The organism is Streptomyces sp. NPDC000410 (genome assembly GCF_040300305.1).
Lineage (GTDB): Bacteria > Actinomycetota > Actinomycetes > Streptomycetales > Streptomycetaceae > Streptomyces.
The window spans coordinates 24,239-51,116 of record NZ_JBEPDM010000008.1; the positions used below are offsets into that span (position 1 = coordinate 24,239).

23 protein-coding genes and 1 pseudogene are annotated in these 26,878 nt (G+C 71.4%); 9 read left to right on the forward strand and 15 right to left on the reverse strand.

Translation table 11 applies throughout. The features are described 5' to 3' along the window. The first annotated feature begins 33 nt into the window (after nucleotides 1–33). Together cseB and cseC are read left to right on the forward strand one after the other, a co-directional pair. A complete protein-coding gene (cseB, locus tag ABT342_RS12375; protein WP_351571094.1) occupies nucleotides 34–738 on the forward strand; it encodes a two-component system response regulator CseB in 705 nt (234 codons plus the stop codon). Further along, complete coding sequence (gene cseC, locus ABT342_RS12380; protein WP_351571097.1) at nucleotides 735–2,072, forward strand: two-component system sensor histidine kinase CseC; 1,338 nt, start codon at nucleotides 735–737, stop codon at nucleotides 2,070–2,072. Before cseB ends, cseC begins: the two co-directional genes overlap by 4 nt. Before the next feature lie 170 nt (nucleotides 2,073–2,242). On the opposite strand, the gene ABT342_RS12385 is transcribed toward cseC, so the two are convergent. After that, complete coding sequence (locus tag ABT342_RS12385; protein WP_351571100.1) at nucleotides 2,243–3,871, reverse strand: MDR family MFS transporter; 1,629 nt, start codon at nucleotides 3,869–3,871, stop codon at nucleotides 2,243–2,245. Nucleotides 3,872–4,008: 137 nt separating this feature from the next. On the opposite strand from ABT342_RS12385, the gene ABT342_RS12390 reads away from it, so the two are divergent. After that, complete coding sequence (locus tag ABT342_RS12390) at nucleotides 4,009–4,569, forward strand: TetR/AcrR family transcriptional regulator (RefSeq protein WP_351571103.1); 561 nt, start codon at nucleotides 4,009–4,011, stop codon at nucleotides 4,567–4,569. 84 nt (nucleotides 4,570–4,653) lie between these two features. On the opposite strand, the gene ABT342_RS12395 is transcribed toward ABT342_RS12390, so the two are convergent. Then, complete coding sequence (locus ABT342_RS12395) at nucleotides 4,654–5,307, reverse strand: M23 family metallopeptidase (RefSeq protein WP_351571106.1); 654 nt, start codon at nucleotides 5,305–5,307, stop codon at nucleotides 4,654–4,656. 510 nt (nucleotides 5,308–5,817) lie between these two features. Between ABT342_RS12395 and ABT342_RS12400 the strand changes: the two are divergent. Further along, nucleotides 5,818–7,546 (forward strand): annotated as a pseudogene (locus ABT342_RS12400) (NACHT domain-containing protein); the annotation flags it as partial. A 213-nt stretch (nucleotides 7,547–7,759) separates the two neighbouring features. On the opposite strand, the gene ABT342_RS12405 reads toward ABT342_RS12400, so the two are convergent. Further along, nucleotides 7,760–10,288, reverse strand: coding sequence for an ATP-dependent Clp protease ATP-binding subunit (locus ABT342_RS12405; RefSeq protein ID WP_351571109.1), 2,529 nt, complete (start codon nucleotides 10,286–10,288; stop codon nucleotides 7,760–7,762). A 430-nt stretch (nucleotides 10,289–10,718) separates the two neighbouring features. Here ABT342_RS12405 and ABT342_RS12410 point away from each other — a divergent pair, with 430 nt between their 5' ends. After that, a complete protein-coding gene (locus tag ABT342_RS12410; protein ID WP_351571112.1) occupies nucleotides 10,719–11,324 on the forward strand; it encodes an SCO3374 family protein in 606 nt (201 codons plus the stop codon). Here the strand turns inward: ABT342_RS12410 and ABT342_RS12415 are convergent. The 10 genes from ABT342_RS12415 to ABT342_RS12460 form a co-directional block, all read right to left on the reverse strand. Next, nucleotides 11,303–11,638 (reverse strand): histone-like nucleoid-structuring protein Lsr2, encoded by a 336-nt coding sequence (locus ABT342_RS12415; protein ID WP_351571115.1) that lies wholly within the window; start codon nucleotides 11,636–11,638, stop codon nucleotides 11,303–11,305. The two genes, ABT342_RS12410 and ABT342_RS12415, sit on opposite strands and share 22 nt — an antisense overlap. Nucleotides 11,639–11,784: 146 nt before the next feature. After that, entirely contained in the window at nucleotides 11,785–12,324 is a 540-nt protein-coding gene (locus ABT342_RS12420) for an amino-acid N-acetyltransferase (protein WP_351571117.1), read from the reverse strand. 9 nt (nucleotides 12,325–12,333) lie between these two features. After that, complete coding sequence (locus ABT342_RS12425) at nucleotides 12,334–12,879, reverse strand: BlaI/MecI/CopY family transcriptional regulator (protein WP_351571119.1); 546 nt, start codon at nucleotides 12,877–12,879, stop codon at nucleotides 12,334–12,336. 131 nt (nucleotides 12,880–13,010) lie between these two features. Further along, on the reverse strand, nucleotides 13,011–13,193 hold the full coding sequence (locus ABT342_RS12430) for a hypothetical protein (protein WP_351571121.1): 183 nt from the start codon (nucleotides 13,191–13,193) through the stop codon (nucleotides 13,011–13,013). A gap of 14 nt (nucleotides 13,194–13,207) precedes the next feature. Then, nucleotides 13,208–13,813 (reverse strand): hypothetical protein, encoded by a 606-nt coding sequence (locus tag ABT342_RS12435; protein ID WP_351571123.1) that lies wholly within the window; start codon nucleotides 13,811–13,813, stop codon nucleotides 13,208–13,210. A 188-nt stretch (nucleotides 13,814–14,001) separates the two neighbouring features. Then, nucleotides 14,002–14,799, reverse strand: a complete 798-nt coding sequence (locus ABT342_RS12440) for a type III pantothenate kinase (RefSeq protein ID WP_351571126.1) — start codon at nucleotides 14,797–14,799, stop codon at nucleotides 14,002–14,004. Nucleotides 14,800–14,803: 4 nt separating this feature from the next. Continuing rightward, entirely contained in the window at nucleotides 14,804–15,829 is a 1,026-nt protein-coding gene (gene nadC, locus ABT342_RS12445; protein WP_351571128.1) for a carboxylating nicotinate-nucleotide diphosphorylase, read from the reverse strand. Continuing rightward, nucleotides 15,826–17,736, reverse strand: a complete 1,911-nt coding sequence (locus ABT342_RS12450; protein ID WP_351571131.1) for an L-aspartate oxidase — start codon at nucleotides 17,734–17,736, stop codon at nucleotides 15,826–15,828. Before ABT342_RS12450 ends, nadC begins: the two co-directional genes overlap by 4 nt. Further along, nucleotides 17,733–18,743, reverse strand: coding sequence for a pantoate--beta-alanine ligase (gene panC / locus ABT342_RS12455; protein WP_351571134.1), 1,011 nt, complete (start codon nucleotides 18,741–18,743; stop codon nucleotides 17,733–17,735). The genes ABT342_RS12450 and panC overlap by 4 nt, the downstream gene beginning before the upstream one ends. Continuing rightward, the gene (locus ABT342_RS12460) at nucleotides 18,740–19,654 is read right to left on the reverse strand and encodes a Rossmann-like and DUF2520 domain-containing protein (RefSeq protein WP_351571557.1); all 915 of its coding nucleotides are present in this window, start codon (nucleotides 19,652–19,654) and stop codon (nucleotides 18,740–18,742) included. Before ABT342_RS12460 ends, panC begins: the two co-directional genes overlap by 4 nt. Before the next feature lie 218 nt (nucleotides 19,655–19,872). Here ABT342_RS12460 and ABT342_RS12465 point away from each other — a divergent pair, with 218 nt between their 5' ends. Beyond that, nucleotides 19,873–21,027, forward strand: coding sequence for a threonine aldolase family protein (locus tag ABT342_RS12465; RefSeq protein WP_351571137.1), 1,155 nt, complete (start codon nucleotides 19,873–19,875; stop codon nucleotides 21,025–21,027). 223 nt (nucleotides 21,028–21,250) lie between these two features. Then, nucleotides 21,251–22,351: a DUF5937 family protein gene (locus ABT342_RS12470; protein ID WP_351571140.1), complete on the forward strand. Its 1,101-nt coding sequence runs from the start codon at nucleotides 21,251–21,253 to the stop codon at nucleotides 22,349–22,351. Between the two features lie 144 nt (nucleotides 22,352–22,495). Here ABT342_RS12470 and ABT342_RS12475 read toward each other — a convergent pair whose 3' ends face one another. Together ABT342_RS12475 and ABT342_RS12480 are read right to left on the reverse strand one after the other, a co-directional pair. Further along, the gene (locus ABT342_RS12475; protein ID WP_351571143.1) at nucleotides 22,496–23,176 is read right to left on the reverse strand and encodes a response regulator; all 681 of its coding nucleotides are present in this window, start codon (nucleotides 23,174–23,176) and stop codon (nucleotides 22,496–22,498) included. Nucleotides 23,177–23,212: 36 nt separating this feature from the next. Then, the gene (locus ABT342_RS12480) at nucleotides 23,213–24,412 is read right to left on the reverse strand and encodes a sensor histidine kinase (protein ID WP_351571146.1); all 1,200 of its coding nucleotides are present in this window, start codon (nucleotides 24,410–24,412) and stop codon (nucleotides 23,213–23,215) included. 87 nt (nucleotides 24,413–24,499) lie between these two features. On the opposite strand from ABT342_RS12480, the gene ABT342_RS12485 reads away from it, so the two are divergent. After that, entirely contained in the window at nucleotides 24,500–25,492 is a 993-nt protein-coding gene (locus ABT342_RS12485) for an SAM-dependent methyltransferase (protein WP_502965525.1), read from the forward strand. 239 nt (nucleotides 25,493–25,731) lie between these two features. Then, nucleotides 25,732–26,874, forward strand: coding sequence for an NADH-quinone oxidoreductase subunit D (locus tag ABT342_RS12490; protein WP_351571152.1), 1,143 nt, complete (start codon nucleotides 25,732–25,734; stop codon nucleotides 26,872–26,874). The last annotated feature ends 4 nt before the right edge of the window (nucleotides 26,875–26,878 follow it).

Here is a 26,878-nt window from a genome sequence, read left to right on the forward strand (position 1 = left end):
GCAGAGACAGAGAGAGCAGCGGAGTACAGCCGGATGGCCGAGACACATGTCCTGTTCGTCGAGGACGACGACGTCATCCGCGAGGCCACCCAGCTCGCGCTCGAGCGCGACGGCTTCGCGGTCACCGCGATGCCCGACGGCCTCGCCGGTCTTGAGGCGTTCCGCGCGGACCGGCCGGACATCGCGCTGCTCGACGTGATGCTGCCGGGCCTGGACGGGGTCAGTCTGTGCCGCCGTATCCGGGACGAGTCCACGGTGCCCGTGATCATGCTGTCGGCGCGCGCGGACTCGATCGACGTCGTGCTCGGTCTGGAGGCGGGCGCCGACGACTACGTCACCAAGCCGTTCGACGGCGCGGTGCTGGTCGCCCGGATCCGCGCGGTGCTGCGGCGCTTCGGACACGCGGGCGGGGTGGCGGGCGAGCTCGGCGAGCCGGGCCGGGCGGCCGACAGCGGCCTGCTGACCTTCGGCGACCTGGAGGTCGACACGGAGGGCATGGAGGTCCGCCGGGCCGGGGCGCCGGTCGGGCTGACGCCGACGGAGATGCGGCTGCTGCTGGAGTTCTCCTCCGCGCCCGGCACGGTGCTGTCGCGCGACAAGCTGCTGGAGCGGGTCTGGGAGTACGGCTGGGGCGGCGACACCCGCGTCGTCGACGTCCATGTGCAGCGGCTGCGTACGAAGATCGGCCAGGACCGGATCGAGACGGTCCGCGGCTTCGGCTACAAGCTCAAGGCATGAAGCGTCTCGCCCTGCGCACGGGTGTCCGCTGGAAGATCAGCATCGCGATCGCGTCCGTGGGCGCCCTGATCGCGTTCGCGCTGAGTCTGGTCGTCCACAACGCCGCCCGGGTCTCGATGCTCGAGAACGCGCGCGATCTGCAGATGAACCGGCTGCTGTGGGCCCAGCGGATGCACGAGACCGCGAAGCCGAAGGCGGCCGAACCCAAGTGGGGCTGGGGCACCAAGGTCAACGACCCCGCCCTGCCCCGCCAGCTGAAGGCGCTGCTCGCGGACGGGCGTCAGGCCACGTACGTCCAGGAGCATCACACCGGCGCGCCCGACATCTGGGCGGCGGTGCCGCTCAGCAACGGCGACGTGCTCTCGCTGCACGGCCGGTTCGCCGACCGCAGCGCCGCGATCATGAAGGACCTCGACCGGGCCCTGATCATCGGCTCGGTGTCCGTGGTCCTCGCCGGGTCCGCGCTCGGGGTGCTCATCGGCGGTCAGCTCTCGCGCAGGCTGCGCAGGGCCGCCGCCGCGGCCGGCAACGTCGCCCAGGGCAACACGGACGTACGGGTCCGGCAGGCCATCGGCGGGCTCGTCCGCGACGAGACCGACGACCTGGCACGGGCCGTGGACGCGCTGACCGACGAGCTGAACGCCCGCATCGAGGCGGAGCGCCGCGTCACCGCGGACATCGCGCACGAGCTGCGCACACCGGTGACCGGGCTGCTCACCGCGGCGGAGCTGCTGCCGCCCGGCCGCCCCAGCGAGCTGGTACGCGACCGGGCCCAGGCCATGCGCACGCTCGTCGAGGACGTGCTGGAGGTGGCCCGGCTCGACAGCGCGTCGGAGCGGGCCGAGCTCCAGGAGATCGCGCTCGGCGAGTTCGTCAGCCGCCGGGTCACCGCGTTGGACCCGGAGACGGTGATCCACGTGGTCCACGAATCGTGGGTCAGCACCGATCCGCGACGCCTCGAACGCATCCTGGGCAATCTGCTGGCCAACGCCGCCAAGCACGGCAAGCCGCCGGTCGAGGTCACCGTCGAGGGCCGTGTCGTACGGGTACGCGACCACGGCCCCGGCTTCCCCGAGGAGCTGCTGCGCGAGGGCCCGAGCCGGTTCCGTACGGGCGCGAGCGACCGGGCCGGCCACGGCCACGGCCTCGGCCTGACGATCGCGGCCGGCCAGGCCCGCGTCCTCGGCGCGCGCCTCACCTTCCGCAACGCGGCCCCCGGAGGCGCCGTCACCGCCCCGGGCGGCAGCTCGGGCGGCGCGGTCGCCGTCCTGTGGCTTCCCGAGCACGCCCCGACGAACACCGGCAGCTTCCCGATCCTCCAGCTGCCGGACTGACCGACAAGGACTGACCGGCAGGGACTGACCGGCCAGGGCTGACCGGGAGGGGCTGACCGGCAGGAGCCACCGGCAGGAGCTGACCAAGGCCTCCGGTACGTCGCCCACCACGGACAACGGCCCCCGGTGCCTGTGCACCGAGGGCCGCCGCCCACTCACCGACCCACCGGTCAGACGGTCTCCGCGACCTTCGCCTCGGCCGACCCTGCCCCAGGCCCGGCGCCAGGCCCGGCCCCGCCCCCGGCCTCGGGCTCCGGCTTGGGCGCGCCCGCCCCCTTGAGCGGCACCTCCTTGACGAAGAAGGCCGCCACGAAACCGAGCACCGCGACCGCCGCACCGAGCACGAACGCGCCGTGCGTTCCGGACGACACCGCGAACTGGTACGCCTCGCGCAGGTCTTCCGGCAGTTTCGCCAGGCTCGCCGCGTCCAGTTGCGCGGACTGCGCGGTGGCGTCGGACGCGCCGCGCGCCGTCATCTCGTCCTGCACCCGGGAGGTGAACAGCGCGCCCATGATCGCGACGCCGAAGGACGAACCGAGCGTACGGAAGAGGGTGGTGGCGGAGGACGCGACGCCCATGTCCTTCATCTCGACGCTGTTCTGCGCGACGAGCATCGTGATCTGCATCAGGAAGCCCATGCCGGCGCCGAGGACCGCCATGTAGATCCCGGAGGTGAGCCGCGAGGTGCCGGTGTCCATCTGCCCGAGCAGGTACAGGCCCACCACCATCAGTCCGCCACCGACGATGGGGAAGATCTTGTACTTGCCGCTGTTGGTGGTGACCCTGCCCGCGATCAGCGAGACGACCATCATCGCCAGCAGCATGGGCAGGAGCAGCAGTCCGGAGTTGGTGGCGGAGGCGCCCTGCACGGCCTGCTGGAAGAGCGGCAGGAAGAGCACCGCACCGAACATCACGAAGCCGGTCAGGAAGCCGATCACCGACATGAGGGTGAAGTTGCGGCTGCGGAAGATGTGCAGCGGCATGATCGGTTCGGCGGCCCTGGTCTCGACGAAGAGGAATCCGACGAGCGCGGCGACGCCGAGCGCGATGAGCTCCAAGATCACCGCCGAGCCCCAGGCGTACTCCGTACCGCCCCAGGTGGTGACGAGCACGATCGAGGTGATGCCGACCGTGAGCAGCGCGGCGCCCAGGTAGTCGATCCGGACCTTGGCCGCGCCCCGCTCGCGCTTCGGCAGGTTCAGTACGACCGTGAGCATGGTGAGCGCGACGGCGCCGAGCGGCAGGTTGATGTAGAAGCTCCAGCGCCAGCCCCAGTGGTCGGTGATGGTGCCGCCGACCAGCGGTCCGCCGATCATGGCGAGGGCCATCACACCGGCCATCATGCCCTGGTACCTGCCGCGCTCCCGGGGCGGTATCAGATCGCCGATGATCGCCATCACGCCGACCATCAGCCCGCCCGCGCCAAGGCCCTGGACGGCACGGAAGCCGATGAGCTGACCCATGTCCTGGGCCATTCCGCTGAGCGCCGACCCGATCAGGAAGACCACGATCGAGGTGAGGAAGACGCCCTTGCGGCCGTACATGTCGCCGAGCTTGCCCCAGAGGGGCGTGGAGGCCGCGGTGGCCAGGGTGTACGCGGTGACCACCCACGACAGATGGGCCAGTCCGCCCAGTTCGCCGACGATCGTGGGCATCGCGGTGCCGATGATCATGTTGTCGAGCATGGCCAGCAGCATCGCGATCATCAGCGCGAGCAGGACGACCCGGACACTTCGGGGCCGCGGAGACTCCCCCTCGGGCGCCGCCCCCGCGCCCTCCGCCTGTTTCTCCTCGGCCATCGCTCCCACTCCCCTTGAGGTCCCCTCGACTCACTTACTTGCCGCCCGGCAAGTTGACTACACTCGGGGACGGTAGACCCGTAACTAGCCGGGCGTCAAGTAAGTTGAGTACGTACGGACGCCACCAGGAGAGCCCCATGGCCAGAGGCAACACTCGTCAGCGGATTCAGGACGTCGCCCTGGAGCTCTTCGCCGAGCAGGGTTACGAGAAGACCTCGCTCCGCGAGATCGCCGAGCGGCTGGACGTCACCAAGGCCGCGCTGTACTACCACTTCAAGACCAAGGAAGACATCCTGGTCAGCCTCTTCCAGGACCTCACCCGGCCCATGGACGAGCTGATCGAGTGGGGCGGCCGGCAGCCGCGCACATTGGAGACCAAGCAGGAGATCCTGCGTCGCTATCACGCGGCCCTGATCGGCGCGGCCCCGCTCTTCCGCTTCATGCAGGAGAACCAGGCCACCGTGCGCGAGCTGAGTGTCGGCGAGACCTTCAAGGAACGCGTGGTCAGCATGGTCGACCTGGTCCAGGAACCGGACTCGGCCATGACCGACCGGGTCCGCTGCATCACGGCACTGTTCAGCCTGCACGCCGGGATGTTCTTCATGAACAACGTCGAAGGCGACCCCGAGGAGAAGCACGAAGCCGTCCTCGAGGTCGCCATCGATCTGGTGACCCAGGCCCATCACGGGCGGCACTGACCCCGGCCGTTCCCGGCCGGGGTCGGTGGATCAGATGCAGCGCATCGGATGAAGCGCGTCAGATGATCCGAATCAGATACTGGATCAGATGAAGACGCCGTGGGTGCGCAGGAAGCTCGCGGGGTTGAGCGCCGAGCCGTAGTTCGGGGTCGTACGGATCTCGAAGTGCAGGTGCGGGCCGGACGAGTTGCCGGTGTTGCCCGACAGCGCGATGCCCTGGCCGGTGTTGACGCTCTGGCCGACGCCGACGTTGATCTTCGACAGGTGGGCGTACTGCGAGTACGTGCCGTTGGCGTGCTTGATCACGATGGCGTTGCCGTACGCGGGACCGTCGCCGCCGCCGTTCGGGCCGGCCTTCACGACGACGCCGCTGTTCGCGGCCTTGACCGGGGTGCCGACCGGCACGGCGAAGTCCTGGCCGGAGTGCTTGTGCGACCACATGTTGCCGCCCTGGTTGAAGCTGGCGGTCAGGGTGTAACCGGCGACCGGCTTGACCCAGGACCCGGCCTTCTTCGCCGGGGCGGTCTTGACGACCTTGGCCTGCGCGTCGGCCTGGGCGGCCACGGCCGTGGCGGCGGTCGCGGGGGCCGCGAGAGCGGCGGCATGGGTCTGCCCCGCGGCGGCGGCGACACCGGCACCGGATCCGACGACCATCGCGGCGCCGAGTCCGGCGGCCACGACGGCGCCACGGTTACGGAGCACGGACGGGCGGAAACGGTTGATGTTGCGCTTCGACATGCGGGGAGAACCTCCGGGCTGTTCGGGCAAGAACCGACCCGGCGCTGGAGCACCGGGTGCCTCACCTTGGTAACCCGGCTCCCCAATCCACCTCAAACACCCCATCTACGACATCAGGCCGTAGATGAGGCACTGTGAGCTGGACCTCTTGACGACGCCCGATCCGGCGTCCCGAGTTGTCCGATATCTACGCCAGAGGGGTGGTTTAGCCGCACGTAACGGCCATTCGAGCCGGACATCTCCCCCGGTTTCCGGATTTCGCCCCTCCTTTCGGGTGCCGAAAGTCCCGCCATTCCTCCCAGAAGTCCCGAAGCGGCACCACCTCACCCACTAACTCCCCTAGTAGGCTCAGAAACGCCTGTGCGGCTTGTCACGGCCGGTGGGACCAAGGCCCTTCCGATTCGGGACCAAAGTCCTGTCATCCGCGCGCCGCACACGCCTGAGGCACGACGTCGGTTTTGGGACGTGTTTTCGGGGGTACCGGCTGCCTCCGGTCTGGGGGAATCGCGCATGGAACCCGCGCTCATCGGCACCCGGCTCGCCTCGGCGGCCCTCTCACCGCTCCTGAAGCGGCTCCTCGTCCGCGAAGGCAGCGGCGCCGCTCTCACGGACAAGCCCGTACGGCTCGCCGGACTCGTCTCCTTCCGCGGCGAGAAACGGACCCTGACCGACAAGGACGTACGCAAACTCGCCGCCACCCTCGTCCGCGAGTCCCTGGACCGTCCCGGGGAGCCCCCGTTCCCGCCGGACGAGACCGAGGCCGTCACCGCCGCCCTCGCCCGCACCCTGCTCGCCCTCGGCGACCTGGACATGGACGACGTCCAGGCGGTGCGCCTGGGCCACCGTGAGATGGCCCGGCGGCTGTACACCGCCGCGGGCGGGGCCGCCCGCGTCCACGACGGGATGTCCCCCGACGCCTCCCTCTACCTCGATTCGCTCACCGAGTGGGCCTGCCTCCACATCCTCCAGTTCTTCACCCAGCGCTCGTCCTTCGTCGCCCGCACCCTGATCGAGCAGAGCCGCGCCCAGACCGAGCTGATCGCCAAGGTCGACGAGCTGATCACGCGCACGCCGCGCGCCGACGCCCGCGACGTGTCCTTCGAGCGCCGCTACCTCTCCTACGTCGGCAAGAAGCACGGCACCCTGACGATCTACGGCATCGACCTGCACAACTCGCCGGACGCCTGGCCGCTCGACACGGCGTATCTGAGCCTTCGGGCGAGCGGGGCCGCGGCCTTGGACCTGCCGACGGCGCTGACCGACGCGCCGGACACCGCGATCATGAGGGTCCCCTACGACAGGACGATGAAGGACGTCCTCCGGTACGCCTACGCGAGTGCGGGCGGCGCGCTGCCGGAGTGGCTCACCGTGTACCCCCCCGGGTCCGAGCGGACCGGCGAGCGTCGAGTTCGCCGTTGGTGACCTGCGCAAAATGATGGACTCCCTGGGAGAGACCCGGCCCGCCGACCTCGTCCTCGCCGACCGCGAGCGCGCCTTGGTCCGCGGCGTCGCCGGTTCCGGCAAGACCACCCTCGTCCAGTGGCTCGCTGTCTCGGCGGCGAGCCACCGAGACCCCGAGGACCGGATGGCGTACCTCCGTGACCGGATCCCGTTCGTTCTGCCACTACGTACCCTCACCCGCCACGGGGAGCGGCTGCCCAGCCCCGACCACTTCCTGTCGGCGGCCGACTGCCCGCTCACCCCGCCCGACGGCTGGGCCGACCGGGTGCTGTCCGCCGGACGCGGCCTCGTCCTCGTCGACGGCATCGACGAGGTCCCCGAGCCCGAACGGGAGCGAGCCCGCCGCTGGCTGCGCGATCTGCTCGCCACGTACGGCGACGGCAACCGCTGGCTGGTCACCTCACGCCCGTCCGCCGTACGCGACGACTGGCTCACCCCGGACGGCTTCGCCGAGCTCACCCTCTCCCCCATGAGCCGCACCGAAGTGACCGCCTTCGTACGGCGCTGGCACCGGGCCGCGGGGCCCCGGGCTGAGCCGTACGAGCAGCCGCTCCTCGACGCCCTGGGGGCCAAGCGGGATCTCGCGCGCCTCGCCACCAACCCCCTGATGTGCGGCCTCATCTGCGCGCTGCACCGCGACCGGCACGGCTTCCTGCCGCGCGGCCGCAAGGAGTTGTACGCCGCCGCGCTCTCCATGCTGCTGATCCGACGCGACCGGGAACGGGACATGAACACGCCCGACATCGGCGAAGAACCGCAGGTCCAGCTGCTGCAACGCGAGCTCGACCTCTCCCCGTTGGCCGGGCTCCCCCTGGAGGTCCTGTTCCTGCCCCGGGGCGACGGACCGGTGCGCGGCATCAAGCAGCTCCCGGAAGGCGTCGTCGTACGCGGCCGGCCGCGGCTCTGACAGCAGGGGGAAAGGGTGCTGCCCCGGCCCGTACGTTTCCGTACGGAGCCGGGGCAGCACCCTTCAGGCGCTCAGCGGGAGCGCTTACGCGTCCTTCGACAGGTTCGGACCGGCACTGCCGCCCGCCGCCGACTCGATCGGCGGGACATCCGGCAGGGCCGACTTCTCCTCGCCGCGGAAGGTGAACTTCTTCTCGTCACCCTCGCCCTCGGTGTCGACGACCACGATGTGACCGGGCCGCAGCTCGCCGAAGAGGATCTTCTCGGAGAGCAGGTCCTCGATCTCGCGCTGGATCGTCCGGCGCAGCGGCCGGGCGCCCAGGACGGGGTCGTAGCCCTTCTTCGCCAGCAGGTTCTTGGCCTCCTGGCTGAGCTCGATACCCATGTCGCGGTCCTTGAGCCGCTCGTCCACCTTGGCGATCATCAGGTCGACGATCTGGATGATGTCTTCCTGCGAGAGCTGGTGGAAGACGACCGTGTCGTCCACACGGTTGAGGAACTCAGGCCGGAAGTGCTGCTTCAGCTCTTCGTTGACCTTCGCCTTCATCCGCTCGTAACCGGTCTTGACGTCGCCCTGGGCGGCGAAGCCCAGGTTGAAGCCCTTGGAGATGTCCCGGGTCCCGAGGTTGGTCGTCATGATGATGACCGTGTTCTTGAAGTCCACGACCCGGCCCTGGGAGTCGGTCAGACGACCGTCCTCCAGGATCTGGAGAAGGGAATTGAAGATATCGGGGTGGGCCTTCTCGACCTCGTCGAAGAGGACGACGGAGAACGGCTTGCGGCGCACCTTCTCGGTGAGCTGACCGCCCTCTTCGTAACCCACGTATCCGGGCGGGGAACCGAAGAGACGGGAAACCGTGTGCTTCTCGCTGAACTCCGACATGTCGAGGGAGATCAGCGCGTCCTCGTCGCCGAAGAGGAATTCGGCGAGCGTCTTGGAGAGCTCGGTCTTACCGACACCGGACGGGCCGGCGAAGATGAACGAGCCACCGGGACGCTTCGGGTCCTTCAGACCGGCGCGCGTACGCCGGATCGCCTGGGACAGCGCCTTGATGGCGTCCTTCTGGCCGATGACGCGCTTGTGGAGCTCGTCCTCCATGCGGAGCAGACGGGAGGACTCCTCCTCCGTCAGCTTGAAGACCGGGATGCCGGTGGCCGTGGCGAGGACCTCGGCGATGAGCTCGCCGTCGACCTCGGCGACGACGTCCATGTCGCCGGCCTTCCACTCCTTCTCCCGCTTGGCCTTCGCCGCCAGCAGCTGCTTCTCCTTGTCGCGGAGAGAAGCCGCCTTCTCGAAGTCCTGGGAGTCGATCGCGGACTCCTTGTCCCGGCGGACACCGGCGATCTTCTCGTCGAACTCGCGGAGGTCCGGCGGCGCGGTCATCCGGCGGATGCGCATCCGGGAGCCGGCCTCGTCGATCAGGTCGATCGCCTTGTCGGGCAGGAAGCGGTCCGAGATGTACCGGTCGGCCAGGGTGGCGGCCTGGACCAGCGCCTCGTCCGTGATGGAGACGCGGTGGTGCGCCTCGTAGCGGTCGCGCAGGCCCTTGAGGATCTCGATGGTGTGCGGCAGCGACGGCTCCGCGACCTGGATGGGCTGGAAGCGGCGCTCGAGGGCCGCGTCCTTCTCCAGGTGCTTGCGGTACTCGTCGAGCGTCGTCGCACCGATGGTCTGCAGCTCGCCTCGCGCCAGCATCGGCTTGAGGATCGAGGCGGCGTCGATCGCGCCCTCGGCGGCGCCCGCACCCACCAGGGTGTGGAGCTCGTCGATGAACAGGATGATGTCGCCGCGGGTGCGGATCTCCTTGAGGACCTTCTTCAGGCGCTCCTCGAAGTCACCGCGGTAGCGGGAACCGGCGACCAGCGCGCCCAGGTCCAGGGTGTAGAGGTGCTTGTCCTTGAGGGTCTCGGGCACCTCGCCCTTGACGATGGCCTGCGCCAGGCCCTCGACGACCGCCGTCTTGCCGACGCCGGGCTCGCCGATGAGCACCGGGTTGTTCTTCGTACGGCGGGACAGCACCTGCATGACCCGCTCGATCTCCTTCTCGCGCCCGATGACCGGGTCGAGCTTGGACTCACGAGCGGCCTGGGTGAGATTCCGGCCGAACTGGTCGAGGACGAGGGAGGTCGAGGGCGTACCCTCGGCCGGGCCGCCTGCCGTGGCGGCTTCCTTGCCCTGGTAACCGGAGAGCAGCTGGATGACCTGCTGCCGCACCCGGTTGAGATCGGCGCCCAGCTTCACGAGGACCTGGGCGGCGACGCCCTCGCCCTCGCGGATCAGGCCGAGCAGGATGTGCTCCGTGCCGATGTAGTTGTGGCCCAGCTGAAGAGCCTCTCGGAGCGACAGCTCCAGCACCTTCTTGGCACGGGGAGTGAAAGGAATGTGCCCGGACGGGGCCTGCTGGCCCTGGCCGATGATCTCCTCCACCTGCTGGCGGACCGCCTCGAGCGAAATCCCGAGGCTCTCCAGGGCCTTAGCGGCGACACCCTCACCCTCGTGGATAAGGCCCAGGAGGATGTGCTCGGTGCCGATGTAGTTGTGGTTGAGCATCCGGGCTTCTTCCTGAGCCAGGACGACAACCCGCCGCGCACGGTCGGTGAACCTCTCGAACATCGTTAATCGCTCCTCAGAGCGGTCAGTCAGTTAGGGGTCGATCCCCTCCCTGTCCTTCCGCAGCTTAGTCCCGCAAGCGGGGACCGCTCATTCCAACTGTCGACACCCGTCGCTGCCCTCCTGCCCCGAACGCCGACAACAGCCCTAACTTGATGGTGCGAGACGATGTTCCCGCAGGCCAGGCAGTTACCCGTGCCACCAGTACGCCGATGGCGAACGTGAGACTTCAAAACCTGCGTGTCGTACCGCCCCACTAGGGATGTCTTACCCGTAAGCACTGACACTCCATGCGGCGCGCACCGGTTCCCTCCGCTACGGGCGAACACTCTTGCGCCCCTCTCACGGCTCCACACCACCTCTTTTCAGCCACGCTGTGCAATCACTTTCACACACCGCGTAACTATTGGGGGGATGCGGGAGTTCCCGGGATATGGCCATCACTGCCTTCACCGCCCCGGCGCACGAGCGGTGGGATGAGCGCTGGTACGAGCAGGAGCTCGGATGGGCGGCCTCCGAAGGGCCGCCGGTGCGGCTGCTCACCGGGCTCCGCTTCGATGTGCTGGAGCTTCCCGCGGACGCGGGGGTGGAGCTGCTGAGGCGCTACGAGCGGACCGGTCCGGTCGCGTTCCAGCGAGGGGTCCCCCACGCGAAGGAAGGCCGGGGGGTCGTGCGGCTGCTGGTGGCCGCGGGCAGCGCCGAGGAACTGCCGGGGCTGCTCGACTGGCTGGAATGGGGCGGGATCGCTCTCGATCTGACCGCCCTCGGCCAGGGCGGCAGCATGACCGCCCCGGTACCCCCGGGCTTTCCCGCCCCGCGGGGGGCCGCCGGCTGGCTGCGGCCCCCGGAGCCGGGACGCGAGGTCGAGCCGTCACTGCCGGCGCTCGCCCCCGTCGGGCACAGTGCCGGACCCGGGGGCGGTGGGGGCACCCCCGACCTCGTACGGCTGGTGGACGCGGCGGCGAACGCCTGCCACCGGGCCCGGTTGCGGCGTACGAATACACCGCGGGTGAATACTCAGGCGTTGGCCTTCTCGTAGGCCTCGCGGATCTCGGCGGGAACGCGGCCGCGGTCGTTCACGTTGTAGCCGTTCTCCTTGGCCCACTTGCGGATCTCCGCGGTGTCCTTGTTGCCCGCCACGGCGGTACGGCCCTTGCCGCGGCCCGTCGCGGCGCGCCCACCGGTACGCCGGCCACCCTTGGTGTACGGCTCGAGCAGGCCGCGGAGCTTGTCCGCGTTGGCGGTGGTGAGGTCGATCTCGTAGGTCTTGCCGTCCAGAGCGAACGTCACGGTCTCGTCCGCCTCGCCGCCGTCGAGGTCGTCGACAAGAAGGACCTGAACCTTCTGTGCCACCGGATTTCCTTTCATCGAAAATGCAGTACGCGGAAAGGAAACCGCTTTTCCGTGAAAAACACAAACCCCTGGCAGAGGTTCAGAACCCTGAGAACGCGGGAAACATGCGCGATTCGGACATAGGGATCCCGATCAGCGTGTGCCCATCACAGGTGCAGAAGCATCCGGCTGTTGCCCAAGGTGTTGGGCTTCACTCGTTCGAGACCGAGGAACTCGGCAACACCCTCGTCATAGGAACGCAGCAGCTCGCTGTAGACATCTCCGCCGACCGGAGTCTCACCGATCTCCACGAAGCCGTGCCGGGCGAAGAAGTCCACTTCGAAGGTCAGGCAGAATACCCGGCGCACTCCCAGCCAGCGTGCGGTGTGCAGCAGCTGACCCAGCACTTGATGGCCGATGCCGTGGCCCGTGAACTGCGGATCCACGGCCAGCGTGCGCACTTCGGCGAGGTCCTCCCACATGACGTGGAGAGCGCCGCAGCCGACGACCTGGGCGTCCGCGTCGCGTTCCGCGACCCAGAACTCCTGGATGTCCTCGTAAAGCGTCACCGTCGCTTTGTCGAGCAGGATGCCTTCGGTCACGTACGGATCGACGAGCCGGCGCACGGCCGGGACATCGGTGGTCCTGGCCCGCCGGACCGTGACGGCATTTGCTGCTGCATTGGGAAGCGGATGCACTGAGGACATGACCGGACGCTATCGCCCCGCATCGCCCGTGTCGTCGGCGGCCTCGCCATCCCGTTCGGGAGACTGTTCGGGAGGCCCTTCGGAAGGCCGTTCAGAAGACCGTTCGCGAGCGCCTTCCGGGGGCCCTTCGGGAGGGCCGGGAGGTGGTTCCTCAGTTCCTTGCGGAGCTTCAGTTCCATGCGGCGCTTCCGGCGTATGGGGCTGAACGATGCGGATGGCGTCCTGGAGCGCCTCGCGCTGCTCCGGCGACATCATGCCGAAGAAGGCGACAAGGGCCGCCGCGGGGTTGTCGCTCTTCGACCAGGCTTCGTTCATCAGTGCGGCCGAGTAGGCGGCGCGGGTGGAGACGGCGGTATATCGATAGGCGCGGCCTTCGACTTCCCTGCGCACCCAGCCCTTCTGATGGAGATTGTCCATAACGGTCATGACGGTGGTGTAGGCGATGGACCGTTCCTGCTGCAGATCTTCCAGCACTTCCCGGACCGTCACCGGGCGGTTCCATTGCCAGATGCGCGTCATGACGGCGTCTTCGAGGTCTCCCAATTGACGGGGCACATAACCACCATAGTGGGAGATGCCGGAATGGCAGGCTATTGACGTACTTGGGCATGAAAAAGGACGTACGGCTGCGGACAGCCGTACGTCCTGCTTCGGATTTGCCGCGGAAAGCCGCCGGAGGAGCCGGATCAGGCAGCGCCGTCGGCCGGGCCGGCCTGACGGGTTGCCTTCGCGCGGGCGATCGCCGCATCCACCGCGGCATCCTCCTTGGCCTTGTTGGGGCCGCCCTGGCTCTTGACGATCGTCACGACGAGACCGATGAAGAAGGCGGCCATGACGATGGGGGGAAGGAGCGCGGATACGTAGTCCATGCCCTCCAGAGTAGCTATCCGGCGGCCCGCTTCTCCGGTGGGGGCACGGGGCGGCGGCGTGGCGGAAAGGCCTCGGAGGGCTTGGGCACCGGACGTTCCCCCGGCGGGGGCGCGGGCGCCGGGCCCGGGGCGGGAGCGGCCGGGCGGGGCCCCCGTTCGTCCGCCGCCGCACGGCCGCCCGGAAGGGCGAGCAGCCGGGCGCGCGGGCCGGGCGCGGGACGACCGGGGGCGGGCGCCCCGGGGGTCGCGGCGGCGAGGCGGGCGCGTACCGACTCCTCCGCGAGGCGCTGGCAGCGCTCCAGCAGGACGGCGCCGGACGGCCAGTGGCGCAGGCCGCGCAGGGCCACGAGATCCTCGGGACGGGGGTCGTAGCCCGCGGCCAGGGCGTCCTGGAGGAGCTCCAGATAGCCGCCCGCGGAGCCTGGGAGCGCACTGCGGTAGCGGACGAGATCGGCCAGGAGGAACGCGCGCAGCCGGCCGGCCTCGCGGACGGCCTCGTCCACGGATTCGGCGAGCCGCAGACACTCCTGGACCGTGTCGTCGGCGCGGAGCTGGGTGGGGTTGAGGGCGACAGCGAGGGCGCGTCGGAGCACACGCAGCTCGTCTGCGCTGAACGCCATGCCGCCGCGGGATCCGTATGGCGTGGGCATGGGCCGACCATACGCTCAAAACGGACAAAATCCGCTTAACGTACGCCCGTGGCGCGGCGGCCGTCCCGGCTTCACCCGCACGTCACCCTCGTACGGCCACCTGCCCCACCTGCCTCGCCTGCGGTCACACGAGGTCGCACGCGGTCACACGCCGGCACTCACATACGGGAGACGTTCCGCTCGTACACCAGACGCAGCCCTATCAGGGTCAGCCACGGCTCGTGCTCGTCGATCGCCGACGACTCACCGAGCACCGTCGGGGCCAGGCCGCCCGTCGCGATCACGGTGACGTCGTCGGGGTTGTCGGCGAGCTCGCGCTTCATACGGTGGACGACGCCGTCGACCTGGCCCGCGAAGCCGTACACGATGCCCGACTGCATCGCCTCGACCGTGTTCTTGCCGATCACGCTGCGCGGGCGGGCCAGCTCGATCTTGCGGAGCTGGGCACCCTTGACGCCGAGGGCCTCGACCGAGATCTCGATGCCGGGGGCGATGACGCCGCCCACGTACTCGCCACGCGCGCTGACCGCGTCGAAGGTCGTCGCCGTCCCGAAGTCGACGACGATCGCCGGGCCCCCGTAGAGCTCGACGGCGCCGACCGCGTTGATGATGCGGTCCGCGCCGACCTCCTTCGGGTTGTCCGTCAGGATCGGCACGCCCGTCTTGACGCCGGGCTCGACCAGGACGGCCGGGACGTCGCCGTAGTAGCGGCGGGTCACTTCGCGCAGCTCGTGCAGGACGGACGGGACGGTGGCGCAGATCGCGATGCCCTCGATGCCCTCGCCCAGATCCTCGCCGAGCAGCGGGTGCATGCCCATGAGCCCGTTGAGGAGCACCGCGAGCTCGTCGGCGGTGCGGCGCGGTTCGGTGGAGACGCGCCAATGCTCGACGATGTCCTCGCCGTCGAAGAGCCCGAGAACGGTGTGGCTGTTGCCGACGTCGATGGTGAGCAGCATGGGATCAGTCCCCGGCCTCTCGCAGGTCCAGGCCGATGTCCAGGATCGCGGAGGAGTGGGTGAGGGCTCCGACCGCGAGGTAGTCCACGCCCGTCTCGGCGTACGCGCGGGCGTTGGCGAGAGTCAGCCGGCCGGAGGACTCCAGGACCGCGCGGCCCTTGACGAGCGCGACGGCCTCCGCGGTCTCGACCGGGGTGAAGTTGTCGAGGAGGATCAGGTCGGCCCCGGCGTCCAGCACCTCGCGGACCTGGTGGAGGGTGTCGACCTCGACCTCGATGGGGAGGTCCGGGGTGCCCAGTTCGGCGAGCGTCGTCCGGACGGCCTTGAAGGCCTGGGCGACGCCGCCCGCGGCGACGACGTGGTTGTCCTTGACGAGGGCCGCGTCGGAGAGGGACATGCGGTGGTTGACGCCGCCGCCGCAGCGCACGGCGTACTTCTCCAGGGCGCGCAGTCCGGGCGTCGTCTTGCGGGTGTCGCGCACGCGCGCGTTGGTGCCTTCGAGGAGGTCGGCCCAGGCGCGGGTGGCGGTGGCGATGCCGGAGAGACGGCAGAGGATGTTGAGGGCGCTGCGCTCGCCGGTGAGCAGGTCACGGGTGCGGGCGGTGACGGAGAGCAGCGTCTGGCCCGCCTCGACCCGGTCGCCGTCCTCGACGTGGCGCTCGACCGCGAACTCTTCCGTGCAGACGATGGACAGGACCGCCTCGGCGACGCGGAGGCCGGCGACGACACCGGCCTCGCGGGCGGTGAAGTCGGCGGTGGCGACGGCGTCCTCGGGGACGGTGGCGACGGTCGTGACGTCGACACCGCCGTCGAGGTCCTCCTCGATCGCCAGGTGCGCGATGTCCTCGACCTGGACGGGGTCGAGACCGGCCTCGGCGAGGAGCTCGGCGAGCGCGGGGTCCAGGCCGCACTCGTACGCCTCGTCGCCGCAGCCGCAGGCGTCGCCGCAGCCGGCGGCTTCACCGGCGGGCGCGCCGATCTGGATCAGCGGGACGTCCACGGGCTCCGGACGTTCTTCGGGCGTGCTCACGGTTGCGGCTCCCTGGGGGCATGGGGGGTTACGGGCGTTGCGGGCGTTGCAGGCGCTACGGGTGCTACGGGGGCTACGGGCGGAAATGCGGCCGTGTCCGTGCGGCGGACGGCGAGCGTACGGTCCGGCGTGAGCCGCACCACCAGATGGCGGCGCCACTCCACGTCGTCCCGGTCCGGGCGGTCCTCGCGCCAGTGGCAGCCGCGGGTCTCCTCACGGGCCCGGGCGGCGGCGACGAGCACGCGCGAGACGAGGAGGAGGTTGGTCGCCTCCCATGCCTCCACGCCGGGCTCGGCGGACTTCCGCTCGTCACTCGCGTCGTGCTCGATCCGGGCCAGTCGCCCGGCGGCCTCCGCGAGGCTCTCGGCGGACCGGAGCACTCCCGCGCCCGCGGTCATGATCCGCTGGATCTCGTGACGCGTCTCGAGGGCGAGGAGGTGTACGGGTTCGCCGACCCGGCCGCCCCAGCCCTCGGGGTCGACCGGGGAGAGTGCGCCGGGGTGCTCCGCGTCCGACGGACGCCCGGCCCCGGCCAGGGGGCCCGGCGCCGCGGCGCCGGCAGCGGTGGGCGGCTCGGCGCCCGGCACGGCGGCGGTTGCGGGGACGGGGGCCGCGGGCCGCTCCGTGCCCGGGATCCCGGTGCCGGTGCCCGGGGCCGAGGCCGGGTCCGTCGCGATCGCCGTCGCGATGCGTTCCGCGAAGACGAGGCCCTCCAGGAGGGAGTTGGAGGCCAGGCGGTTGGCGCCGTGGACGCCCGTGCAGGCGACCTCGCCGCAGGCGTAGAGGCCCGGGACCGTGGTGCGGCCGTGCAGGTCGGTGCGGATGCCGCCCGACGCGTAGTGGGCGGCGGGGGCGACCGGGATGGGATCGGTGACCGGGTCGATACCGTGGCTGCGGCAGGCCGCGAGGATCGTGGGGAAGCGGGTCTCCCACATCTCGGCGCCGAAGTGGCGGGCGTCCAGGAACATGTGGTCGGCGCCCTGCTCCTGCATACGGCGCATGATGCCCTTGGCCACGATGTCGCGCGGGGCGAGCTCGGCCAGTTCGTGCCGGCCGATCATGAAGCGGGTGCCGGAGGCGTCGACGAGATGGGCGCCCTCGCCCCGTACCGCCTCGGAGACGAGCGGCTGCTGGCCCTCGGACTCCGGGCCCAGCCACAGCACGGTCGGGTGGAACTGGACGAACTCGAGGTCGCTCACCTCAGCCCCGGCGCGCAGGGCCAGCGCGACGCCGTCGCCCGTGGAGACCGAGGGGTTGGTGGTGGCGGAGAAGACCTGGCCCATGCCGCCGGTCGCCAGGACGACCGCGGGCGCGTGCACCGCGCCGACGCCGTCGTGCTGGCCCTCGCCCATGACGTGCAGGGTGATACCGGCGGTACGGCCGTCCTCGTCCGTCAGCAGGTCGAGGACGAGCGCGTGCTCGATGATGCGTACGGCCCGGTCACGTATCGCCGTGACCAGCGCGCGGGAGATCTCCGCGCCGGTGGCGTCGCCGCCCGCGTGCGCGATACGGCGCCGGTGGTGACCGCCCTCCCGGGTGAGCGCGATGTCCCCGTCGGCGTCCAGGTCGAACTGCGCGCCCGTGGCGATCAGGCGGCGCACCGCGTCCGGTCCCTCGGTGACCAGCGTGCGTACGGCCTCCTCGTCGCACAGCCCCGCACCCGCGACCAGCGTGTCCTCCAGGTGCTGCTCGGGGGTGTCGCCGTCGCCGAGCGCGGCCGCTATGCCGCCCTGGGCCCAGCGGGTGGAGCCGTCGTCGAGGAGGGCCTTGGTGACCACGGCCGTACGCAGTCCGGCGGCCGTGCAGCGCAGGGCGGCCGTCAGGCCCGCGACGCCGGAGCCGACCACGACGACATCGGCTTCGATGGCCCAGCCGGGCGCGGGGGCGTTCAGCCGTATGCCGGTCATGCGGGGACTCCGAAGGTCAGGGGGATGTTGTCGATCAGCCGCGTCCCGCCCGTCCGCGCGGCCACGGCGAGAATCGCCTCGCCCTCGTACGTGTCCGGGACCTCGGTGAAGTCCGCCGGGTCGACCAGCGCGAGGTAGTCCAGCAGGAGCGGCGGAGTGGCCCTCGTGGCCTCGTCGAGGACGGCCTGGGCCGCCGCGCGGACGGCGTCGGCCCCGCCGGCCGGCTGCGCCGCCGCGACCGCGTGCGCGTCGGCCGCCGCGCGGGCCTCGCCGAGCGCGGAGAGCGCGGCGGCGCGGGCGGTCGGGGCGGGCGCGGACTCGGCGCGGGCGCGCAGCGCCTGCTGGGCGGCCAGCCGGTCGCAGGCCGCGAACAGGGCCCGGGAGAGCGCGAGCGCGGTCTTCCGCTCGGGGGGCGAGAGGTAGCGGTTGCGGCTGGACAGGGCGAGGCCGTCCGGCTCGCGCACGGTCGGCACGCCGACGATCTCCACCCGGAAGTTCAGGTCGCGGGCCATCCGGCGGATCAGGGCGAGCTGCTGGGCGTCCTTCTGGCCGAAGAACGCCACATCGGGGCGGGTGAGGTGGAGCAGCTTGGCGACGACGGTGAGCATGCCGTCGAAGTGGCCGGGACGGGAGGCGCCTTCCAGGAGCTCGCCCATGGGGCCCGCGGAGATCCGGACCTGCGGCTCGCCCCCCGGGTAGACCTCGTCCACGGACGGGGCGAACACCAGGTCCGCGCCCGCCTCCGCGGCGATCTTCAGGTCGGCGTCCAGCGTGCGCGGGTAGCGCTCGAGGTCCTCGCCCGCGCCGAACTGGAGCGGGTTGACGAATACGGTGACGACGACGACGCCCTCGCGGCCCGCCTGCTCGCGGGCGGTGCGGATGAGGGTGGCGTGGCCCTCGTGGAGGGCGCCCATGGTCATGACGACGGCGACAGGACCACGCTGCGAGTGGTCCAGGCGGGCGTCCAGGTCGTCGCGCGTGTGGATCAGCTCGGCGCTGCGGCTCATCGGCTGTCTCCCTCGGCCAGTACCCCCAGCAGGTCCTCGGCCAGCTCCGGCTTGAGCAGTCCGTGCGCGAGGGCACGGTCGGCGGTCGTACGGGCCATCGCCAGATAGCCGGCGACGGTGCCCGGCGCGTGCTTGCGCAGCTCCGCCACGTGCGCGGCGACCGTGCCGGCGTCGCCCCGGGCGACCGGGCCGGTGAGCGCGGCGTCGCCCGAGCGCAGGGCGTTGTCCAGCGCGGCGCCGAGGAGCGGGCCGAGCATGCGGTCGGGGGCGGCGACGCCTGCCGTGCGGAGCAGCTCCATCGACTGGGCGACGAGGGTGACCAGATGGTTCGCGCCGAGGGCGAGGGCCGCGTGATAGAGCGGGCGGGCCTCCTCCTCGATCCACTCGGGCTCGCCGCCCATCTCGATGACCAGCGCCTCGGCGGCCAGCCGCAGCTCCTCGGGGGCGGTCACCCCGAAGGAGCAGCCGGCCAGGCGCTGGACGTCGACGCTCGTGCCCGTGAAGGTCATGGCGGGGTGCAGGGCGAGCGGGAGCGCGCCCTTGCGGCGGGCGGGGTCGAGCACGGCGGTGCCGTACCGCCCGGAGGTGTGCACGAGGAGCTGTCCGGGGCGCACCGCGCCGGTGTCGGCGAGGCCCTCGACCAGTCCGGGGAGGGCGTCGTCGGGGACGGTGAGCAGGACGAGCTCGGCGCGGGCGAGGACCTCGGCCGGCGGGACGAGCGGCACGTCGGGCAGCAGCACGGCGGCGCGGCGCACCGAGGCGTCGGAGACCCCGGAGGCGGCGACCGGACGGTGACCCGCCAGCTGCAGGGACGCGGCGAGAGCGGGGCCGACGCGGCCGGCTCCCACGACACCCACGGTGAGGCGGGCCGGACGGTCCCGGGGGTCGACGGGCCCGTGCGGGTCGTGCAGCCCGTGCGGCTCGGGTGCGGACGGGGGTCCTGACGTTGGTGGTGCGTTCACGCGGCGACGGCCTTCCGTTCCAGTCCGCGGGGGGTACCGGACGATTCTTCGTCATGCTACGCCAGCCTCTTGCCCCGCCCCCGAGTTGTCCACAGCCTGTGGAGGCCCCTTGGGAGCCTGTCCACAATCCCGTGCGGGCAGTCGCGGCGGTGGGCGATGATCGCGGGATGACGGAGAAGAGCGAGCAGGACGAACGGCGGCGGAGGAACGCCGCGTGGCGCGCCTCCGAACGGGTGCTGTGGCGTCCCACGTCGGACGGCCGGATCGGTGAGCGGCTGGCGGCCCTCGCGGCCGACGCCGGGTCGGTCCACGACCTGGACGAGGACGTGGACGTCTACGGGGACGGGGTCGTCGCCGAGCTGGAGCGGCGGGTGGCCGCGCTGCTCGGCTTCCCGGAGGCCGCGTTCTTCCCGACCGGGACGATGGCGCAGCAGGTGGCGCTGCGGTGCTGGGCGGGGCGCACGGGGAACCGGACGGTCGCGTTGCATCCGCTCGCGCACCCCGAGCAGCATGAGCGCGGTGCGCTCGGCGCGGTGAGCGGGCTGCGTACGGTCCATCCGACGCACGAGCCCAGGCTGCCGACGGCCGACGAGATACGGGCCCTCGACGAGCCCTTCGGGACGCTGATGCTCGAACTGCCGCTGCGCGACGCGGGCTTCGTCCTGCCCTCGTGGGACGAGCTGGTGGAGGTGGTGGAAGCGGCACGCGAGGTGGATGCGGTGGTGCACTTCGACGGCGCGCGGCTGTGGGAGTGCGCCCCTCACTTCGGGCGCGGTCTGGACGAGATCGCCGGTCTCGCGGACAGCGTGTACGTGTCCTTCTACAAGTCCCTGGGCGGACTGTCCGGGGCCGTGCTGGTGGGCCCCGAGTCGCTGGTGGAGGAGGCGCGGGCCTGGCGGCACCGGTACGGGGGCCAGCTGTTCCAGCAGTACCCGACCGCGCTGGCGGCGCTGCTCGGGCTGGAGCGGGAGCTGCCGAGACTGCCGTCGTACGTCGCCCACGCGCGGGTGGTGGCGGAGGGGCTGCGGGCCGGGTTCGAGGCGGCGTCGGTGCCGTGGTTCCGGGTGCACCCGGAGGTGCCGCACACGCACGAGTTCCAGGTGTGGCTGCCGTACGAGGCCGAGCTGCTGACCGAGGCGTCGGTCCGGCTCGCGGGGGAAACGGGCGTCACCCTCTTCCGCCGCTGGTGGACCCCGGCCTCGGGCGGCCCGCCCGGGGTCTCGGTGACGGAGGTGACGGTCTCGACACCGGGGCTGACGTGGACCGGGGAGGACGTGGGAGCGGCGGTGGCGGGGTTCGTGGAGCGGGTGAGGGGGGTGTAGCGGGGGGGCCGGGGACCGGGGACCGGAGGCGGGGACTGTAGTGGGGCGTTGGGGGGACTGGGGGCGGGGACGGCAGCGGGGCGCTGGGGGACTGGGGGCGGGGACTGCAGCGGGGGACGCCCGTTCGGCATCACCGTCACCGCCACTCGCACCTCGTCGCGCCGATTGACCAGCGGCGTCAAACGAGGCCGCGGCACGCCCGTGCACCCCTCACCATGGGCAGGTGAGCGTCACCATCGACATCGCGGGCCTGCCGCCCGAGCGCGTCCTCTTCGAGATCTCGCCCCTCGCCGAGCTCTGCATGGCGCTGCACGCGCTCGCCGAGCCCGGCCACCATCCGGGGCTGCACGGCTGGGCCACGGCGACCGCCGCCGGGCTGAAGCCGGATCTGGCCGACCGGCTGCACGAGGCGGACTTCCTCTGGAACAGCACGTTCTCCGACATCTTCCTGCCGTTCGCCGGGCTGCCCGGCGGCGACGGCCGGGCCGGCGCCACCCTCGCCGAGGAGCTGGACACCCTCGACCGGCTCGACGACGAGCGGTTCGTGTCGGCGGCGCTGGAGTTCACCTGCTCCAGTCGCTACGCCTGCGGCGGTCCGTTCCGCCACGACCGGGCGCTGGAGCTCGCGGCCACCCGCGGCCCGAAGCAGCTCGACTTCGCCCGCCGGCTGCTGGACGACCCCGCCTCCGTACGCGCCTGGGTGCGACGGCTCCTGGAGGACTGCGACCAGGCGTTCTTCGCCGATACGTGGCACCGCGTCCGTACCCAGCTCGCCGCCGACGCCCGCCACAAGGGTGAGATCCTGCGCCGGAAGGGCCTCGCGGAGGCGCTGCACGACGTGTCGCCCGCGCTCTCGCTGAACGCGGAGGCCGGCCGTATCGAGGCGGACAAGCTCGTGGTGGGACGTACGACCGCCGTCGACCCGGCCGTCGGCGCCGGGATCACGTTCGTGCCGTCCAGCTTCGGCTGGCCACATCTGTCGATCCTGCACGCTCCGGGCTGGCGGCCCGTCGTCCACTACCCCGTCGGCGCCCCCGAGCTGCCCGGCCCCGCGTCCGTCGAGGTGCTCAAGCTGCGGATGGAGGCGCTCGCCCACCCGATGCGGATGCGGCTCTGCCGCAACCTCGCCCGCGCCTCGTACAGCACCGGCGAACTGGCCGACTCGCACGGCATCACCGCGCCCGAGGTCTCGCGCCATCTGTCGGTGCTGAAGAAGGCCGGGCTGGTCACGACCCGGCGGCGCGGCCGGTACGTCCTGCACCAGCTGGACGTCTCGCTCGTGGCCCGCCTCGGGAGCGACTTCCTGGAGATGGTGCTGCGCTGAGACCGCGCTGGGCGAGGAGCCGGGGTCGTCGACCCGGGGCCCGTGCCGCGCGAGGAGCCGGGGTCGTCAAGCCGGGGCCCGCCCTGGGCCCCGTGCCGCGCCGGGCCCTTCAAGAAGGCCGGGCCCTTCAAGAAGACGGCGGCGTCAGGACGATGCCGCTCCGCCGCCCGCCCGCACCAGGCCCGTCTCGTACGCGAGCACGACCACCTGTACCCGGTCGCGCAGGCCCAGTTTGGTGAGGATGCGGCCGACGTGGGTCTTGACCGTGGCCTCGGACAGCACCAGCCGGGCGGCGATCTCGCCGTTCGACAGGCCCTGTGCGACCAGCAGCATGACCTCGCGCTCACGGTCGGTGAGCCGCTCCAGCTCCTTGTGCTGCGGGGGCCCGCCCGCGGACGGCAGCATCGGCGAGAACCGGTCCAGCAGCCTGCGCGTCGTGGACGGCGCGACGACCGCGTCGCCACTGTGCACGGAGCGGATCGCGGCGAGCAGGTCCCCCGGCGGCACGTCCTTCAGCATGAAGCCGCTGGCTCCGGCCTTCAGCCCGGAGAACGCGTACTCGTCGAGGTCGAAGGTGGTGAGGATGAGCACCTTCGGCGCGCCCGGCTGGGCGCAGATGCGGTTCGTCGCCTCGACGCCGTCCAGCTTCGGCATGCGTACGTCCATCAGCACCACGTCCACCGCGGTGGAGCGGAGGATCTCGATCGCCTCGGCCCCGTCGCCCGCCTCGGCCACGACGTCCATATCCGGCTGGGCGGCGAGCACCATGCGGAATCCGGTGCGCAGGAGTACCTGGTCGTCGACGAGCATCACGCGGATCGTCATGTACTGAGTCCTTGTCCAGTGGGCGGGGTGGCGGGGCTAGGGGGCGGGCTTGAGAGGGAGCAGCGCGCTGATCCGGAATCCGCCGCCGGGCCGTGGCCCCGCGTCCAGCGTGCCGCCGACCATACCGACGCGCTCCCGCATGCCGATCAGGCCGTGACCCTTTCCGTCGGCGCCGCCGTCCTCGTACATCTCGTGGGAGGCGCCCCGGCCGTCGTCCTCGACGAGCAGTCCGAGTCCGTCGTCGAAGTACACCAGCCGCACGCTCGCGCCGACGTCGGGGCCGCCGTGCTTGCGGGTGTTGGTGAGGGCCTCCTGCACGATGCGGTACGCCGTCAGTTCCACGCCGCTCGGCAGCGGGCGCGGAGTGCCCTCGATCTTGAAGTCGACGGCGAGGCCCGAACTGCGCACCTGTTCGACCAGGTCCTCGATCTGCTGAACGTCGGGCTGCGGGACGTACTCCCCGCTCTCCGGCGCGTCGCCGGTGCGCAGCACGCCCAACAGCCTGCGCATCTCGGCGAGCGCCTGCCGGCCGGTGCTGGAGATGGTCTCCAGAGCCTGGCGGGCCTGGTCGGGCGCGGTGTCCAGGACGTACGCGGCGCCGTCGGCCTGCACCACCATCACCGAGACGTTGTGCGCGACGACGTCGTGGAGCTCGCGGGCGATCCGGGCGCGTTCGGCGGCCACGGCGACCTTGGACTGGGCCTCGCGCTCCCTCTCCAGGCGGGAGGCGCGCTCCTCCAGCTGGGCGAAGTAGGCGCGCCGGGTGCGCAGGGAGTCGCCGAGCACCCAGGCGAGGGCGAACGGCACGCTCATGACGATGGTGAAGAAGATCTTGCCGCCGCCGCTGATGTTCTCCGCGGGCCAGCGCAGCTGGGCGAGCGTGGCCGCGCAGAGCCCGCCGATCAGGGCGAGGCGGGAGGCCCAGCGCGGGCCGTCGTGCGCGGCGACGGTGTAGATGAGCGCGAGCATGGCGAGGTCCGCCGGGTTGGGCTCGATGTCCAGCGCGAGCTGCGTGACGCCGAGCGCGGCCACGAGCAGCAGCATCTTCTCGGGCGCGCGGCGGCGCAGCGCGACGGCGACGCAGAGCGCCAGGACGACGAGAGTGGCCTCGATTCCCGACTCCGTCCCGGTGGTCTCCTGGGCGACCCACAGCATGGAGAACCCGAAGAGCATCACAGCCCAGAAGCTGTCGACGCCCGTGGGGTGTCTGCGGATGAAGTCGTAGAGGCGCTGCACGTGACCCAGCGTAGGGAAAGCGGATAGGTGCAGGGGTCAACCGGAGGGTCGATCCGGTCGGCGGATACCTACTCCGCAAGGTGGAGACTGTGCCGCGTGACGTATGAGGCAACGGATGAGTGGTTCTCCTGGCGGGAAGCGACCGAGCGCGCGCTGTACGGGCCCGGCGGCTTCTACCGGCGGCCGGAGGGGCCGGCCGGTCATTTCCGCACGTCGGTGCATGCCTCGCCGCTGTACGCGGGCGCCGTCGCGCGGCTGCTGGCCCAGACCGCGGAGTCGTTGCCGGACGCGTCCGCCGTCGCGCTGGTCGACATCGGGGCGGGGCGCGGGGAGCTGCTGACCGGGGTGCTGTCCGCGCTGCCGGACGGGCGGCTTCCGGATGGCCGAGCGGTACGGGCGTACGCCGTCGAGCGCGCCGAGCGCCCGGCCGGGCTCGATCCGCGTATCGAGTGGTCCGACCGACCGCCGGCCGGGGTGAGCGGGCTGCTCTTCGCGAACGAGTGGCTGGACAACGTGCCGGTGGACGTCGCCGAGGCGGACGCCTCGGGCGTCGCCCGCTATGTCCTGGTGCGCGCGGACGGTGAGGAACGCCTGGGGCCGCCGGTGAGCGGGGCGGACGCCCGGTGGCTGGAGCGGTGGTGGCCGCTGGCCGGCCCCGGGGCGCGGGCGGAGATCGGCCGGCCGCGCGACGAGGCGTGGGCGGGGGCCGTCGCGACGCTGGACGCCGGGCTGGCGGTCGCCGTGGACTACGCGCACCGGGCCGGCGCCAGGCCGCCCTTCGGGACGCTCACGGGTTTCCGCTCCGGGCGCGAGGTCCCTCCGGTGCCGGACGGAAGCTGCGACATCACCGCGCATGTCGCTCTGGACGCGTGCGCGGCGCCCGGCGCCGAGCTGATCCCCCAGCGCGAGGCCCTCCACCGCCTGGGCATCTCGGGCAGCCGCCCGCCTCTCGCGCTGGCCTCGTCGGATCCGGTCGCCTACGTGCGCGCCCTGGCGACGGCCGGGGAGGCGGCGGAGCTGACGGCGGTCGGCGGCCTGGGCGATTTCACGTGGCTCCTCCAGCCTGCGCGCATGGCTTGAGCGGGGGTGGGGGGCGCCTGCGGCGGGCCTGTTCCCCCTCCGCCCCAGCCCCCACCACCAGCCCCGCCGGCGATTGAGGCGCGGGGGTTCGGGGGGCGGAGCCCCCGCAAGCGGGAGGTCTGGGGCGCAGCCCCAGTTCGGGAAGGGGCGGGGCGGGGAGAAAAGCCCGCCGCAGGCGTGGGAGTCCGGACCTTGGGCCGGGCCTCCCTCACCCGGCCCGGCGAGGGATACTGTCGCCCATGACGGAGACGACGATCGGCATCGGCGGCGCAGCGGAAAGCACCGACATGGTGCTGAACATCGGACCGCAGCACCCCTCCACCCACGGCGTGCTCCGGCTCCGGCTCGTCCTGGACGGGGAGCGGATCCAGCACGCCGAGCCGGTGATCGGGTACATGCACCGAGGTGCGGAGAAGCTCTTCGAGGCCCGCGACTACCGGCAGATCATCATGCTGGCGAACCGCCACGACTGGCTGTCCGCGTTCTCGAACGAGCTCGGGGTCGTCATGGCCGTCGAGCGGATGCTCGGCATGGAGGTCCCGGAGCGCGCGGTGTGGACGCGTACGCTGCTGGCCGAGCTGAACCGGATCCTCAACCACCTGATGTTCCTCGGGTCGTACCCCCTCGAACTGGGTGGTATCACCCCGATCTTCCACGCCTTCCGCGAGCGCGAAGACCTCCAGCACGTCATGGAGGAGGTCTCCGGCGGCCGGATGCACTACATGTTCAACCGGGTCGGCGGCCTCAAGGAGGACCTGCCCGCGGGCTGGGCCGGGCGGGCCCGGGACGCGGTGGCCGAGGTGCGGTCGCGGATGGACGTGTACGACCGGCTCGTCCTCGGCAACGAGATCTTCCGCGGGCGTACGCGCGGCATCGGCGTACTGACCCAGCAGACCGCGCACGCGTACGGCGTCTCCGGCCCGATCGCCCGCGCCTCCGGCGTCGACTTCGATCTGCGCCGTGACGAGCCGTATCTGGCGTACGGCGAGCTCCAGGACACCCTCAAGGTCGTCACCCGGGCGGAGGGCGACTGCCTGGCCCGCTTCGAGTGCCTGCTGGAGCAGACCCACAACTCGCTCGACCTCGCGGACGCCTGTCTGGACCGGCTCGCCGAGCTTCCGCCGGGCCCCATCAACCAGCGCCTGCCGAAGGTCCTGAAGGCACCCGAGGGCCACACCTACGCCTGGACCGAGAACCCGCTCGGCATCAACGGCTACTACCTGGTCTCCAAGGGCGAGAAGACCCCGTACCGGCTCAAGCTCCGCTCGGCGTCGTACAACAACATCCAGGCGCTGACCGAGCTGCTCCCGGGCACGCTGGTCGCCGACATGGTGGCGATCCTGGGCTCGCTCTTCTTCGTGGTCGGCGACATCGACAAGTAGTCGA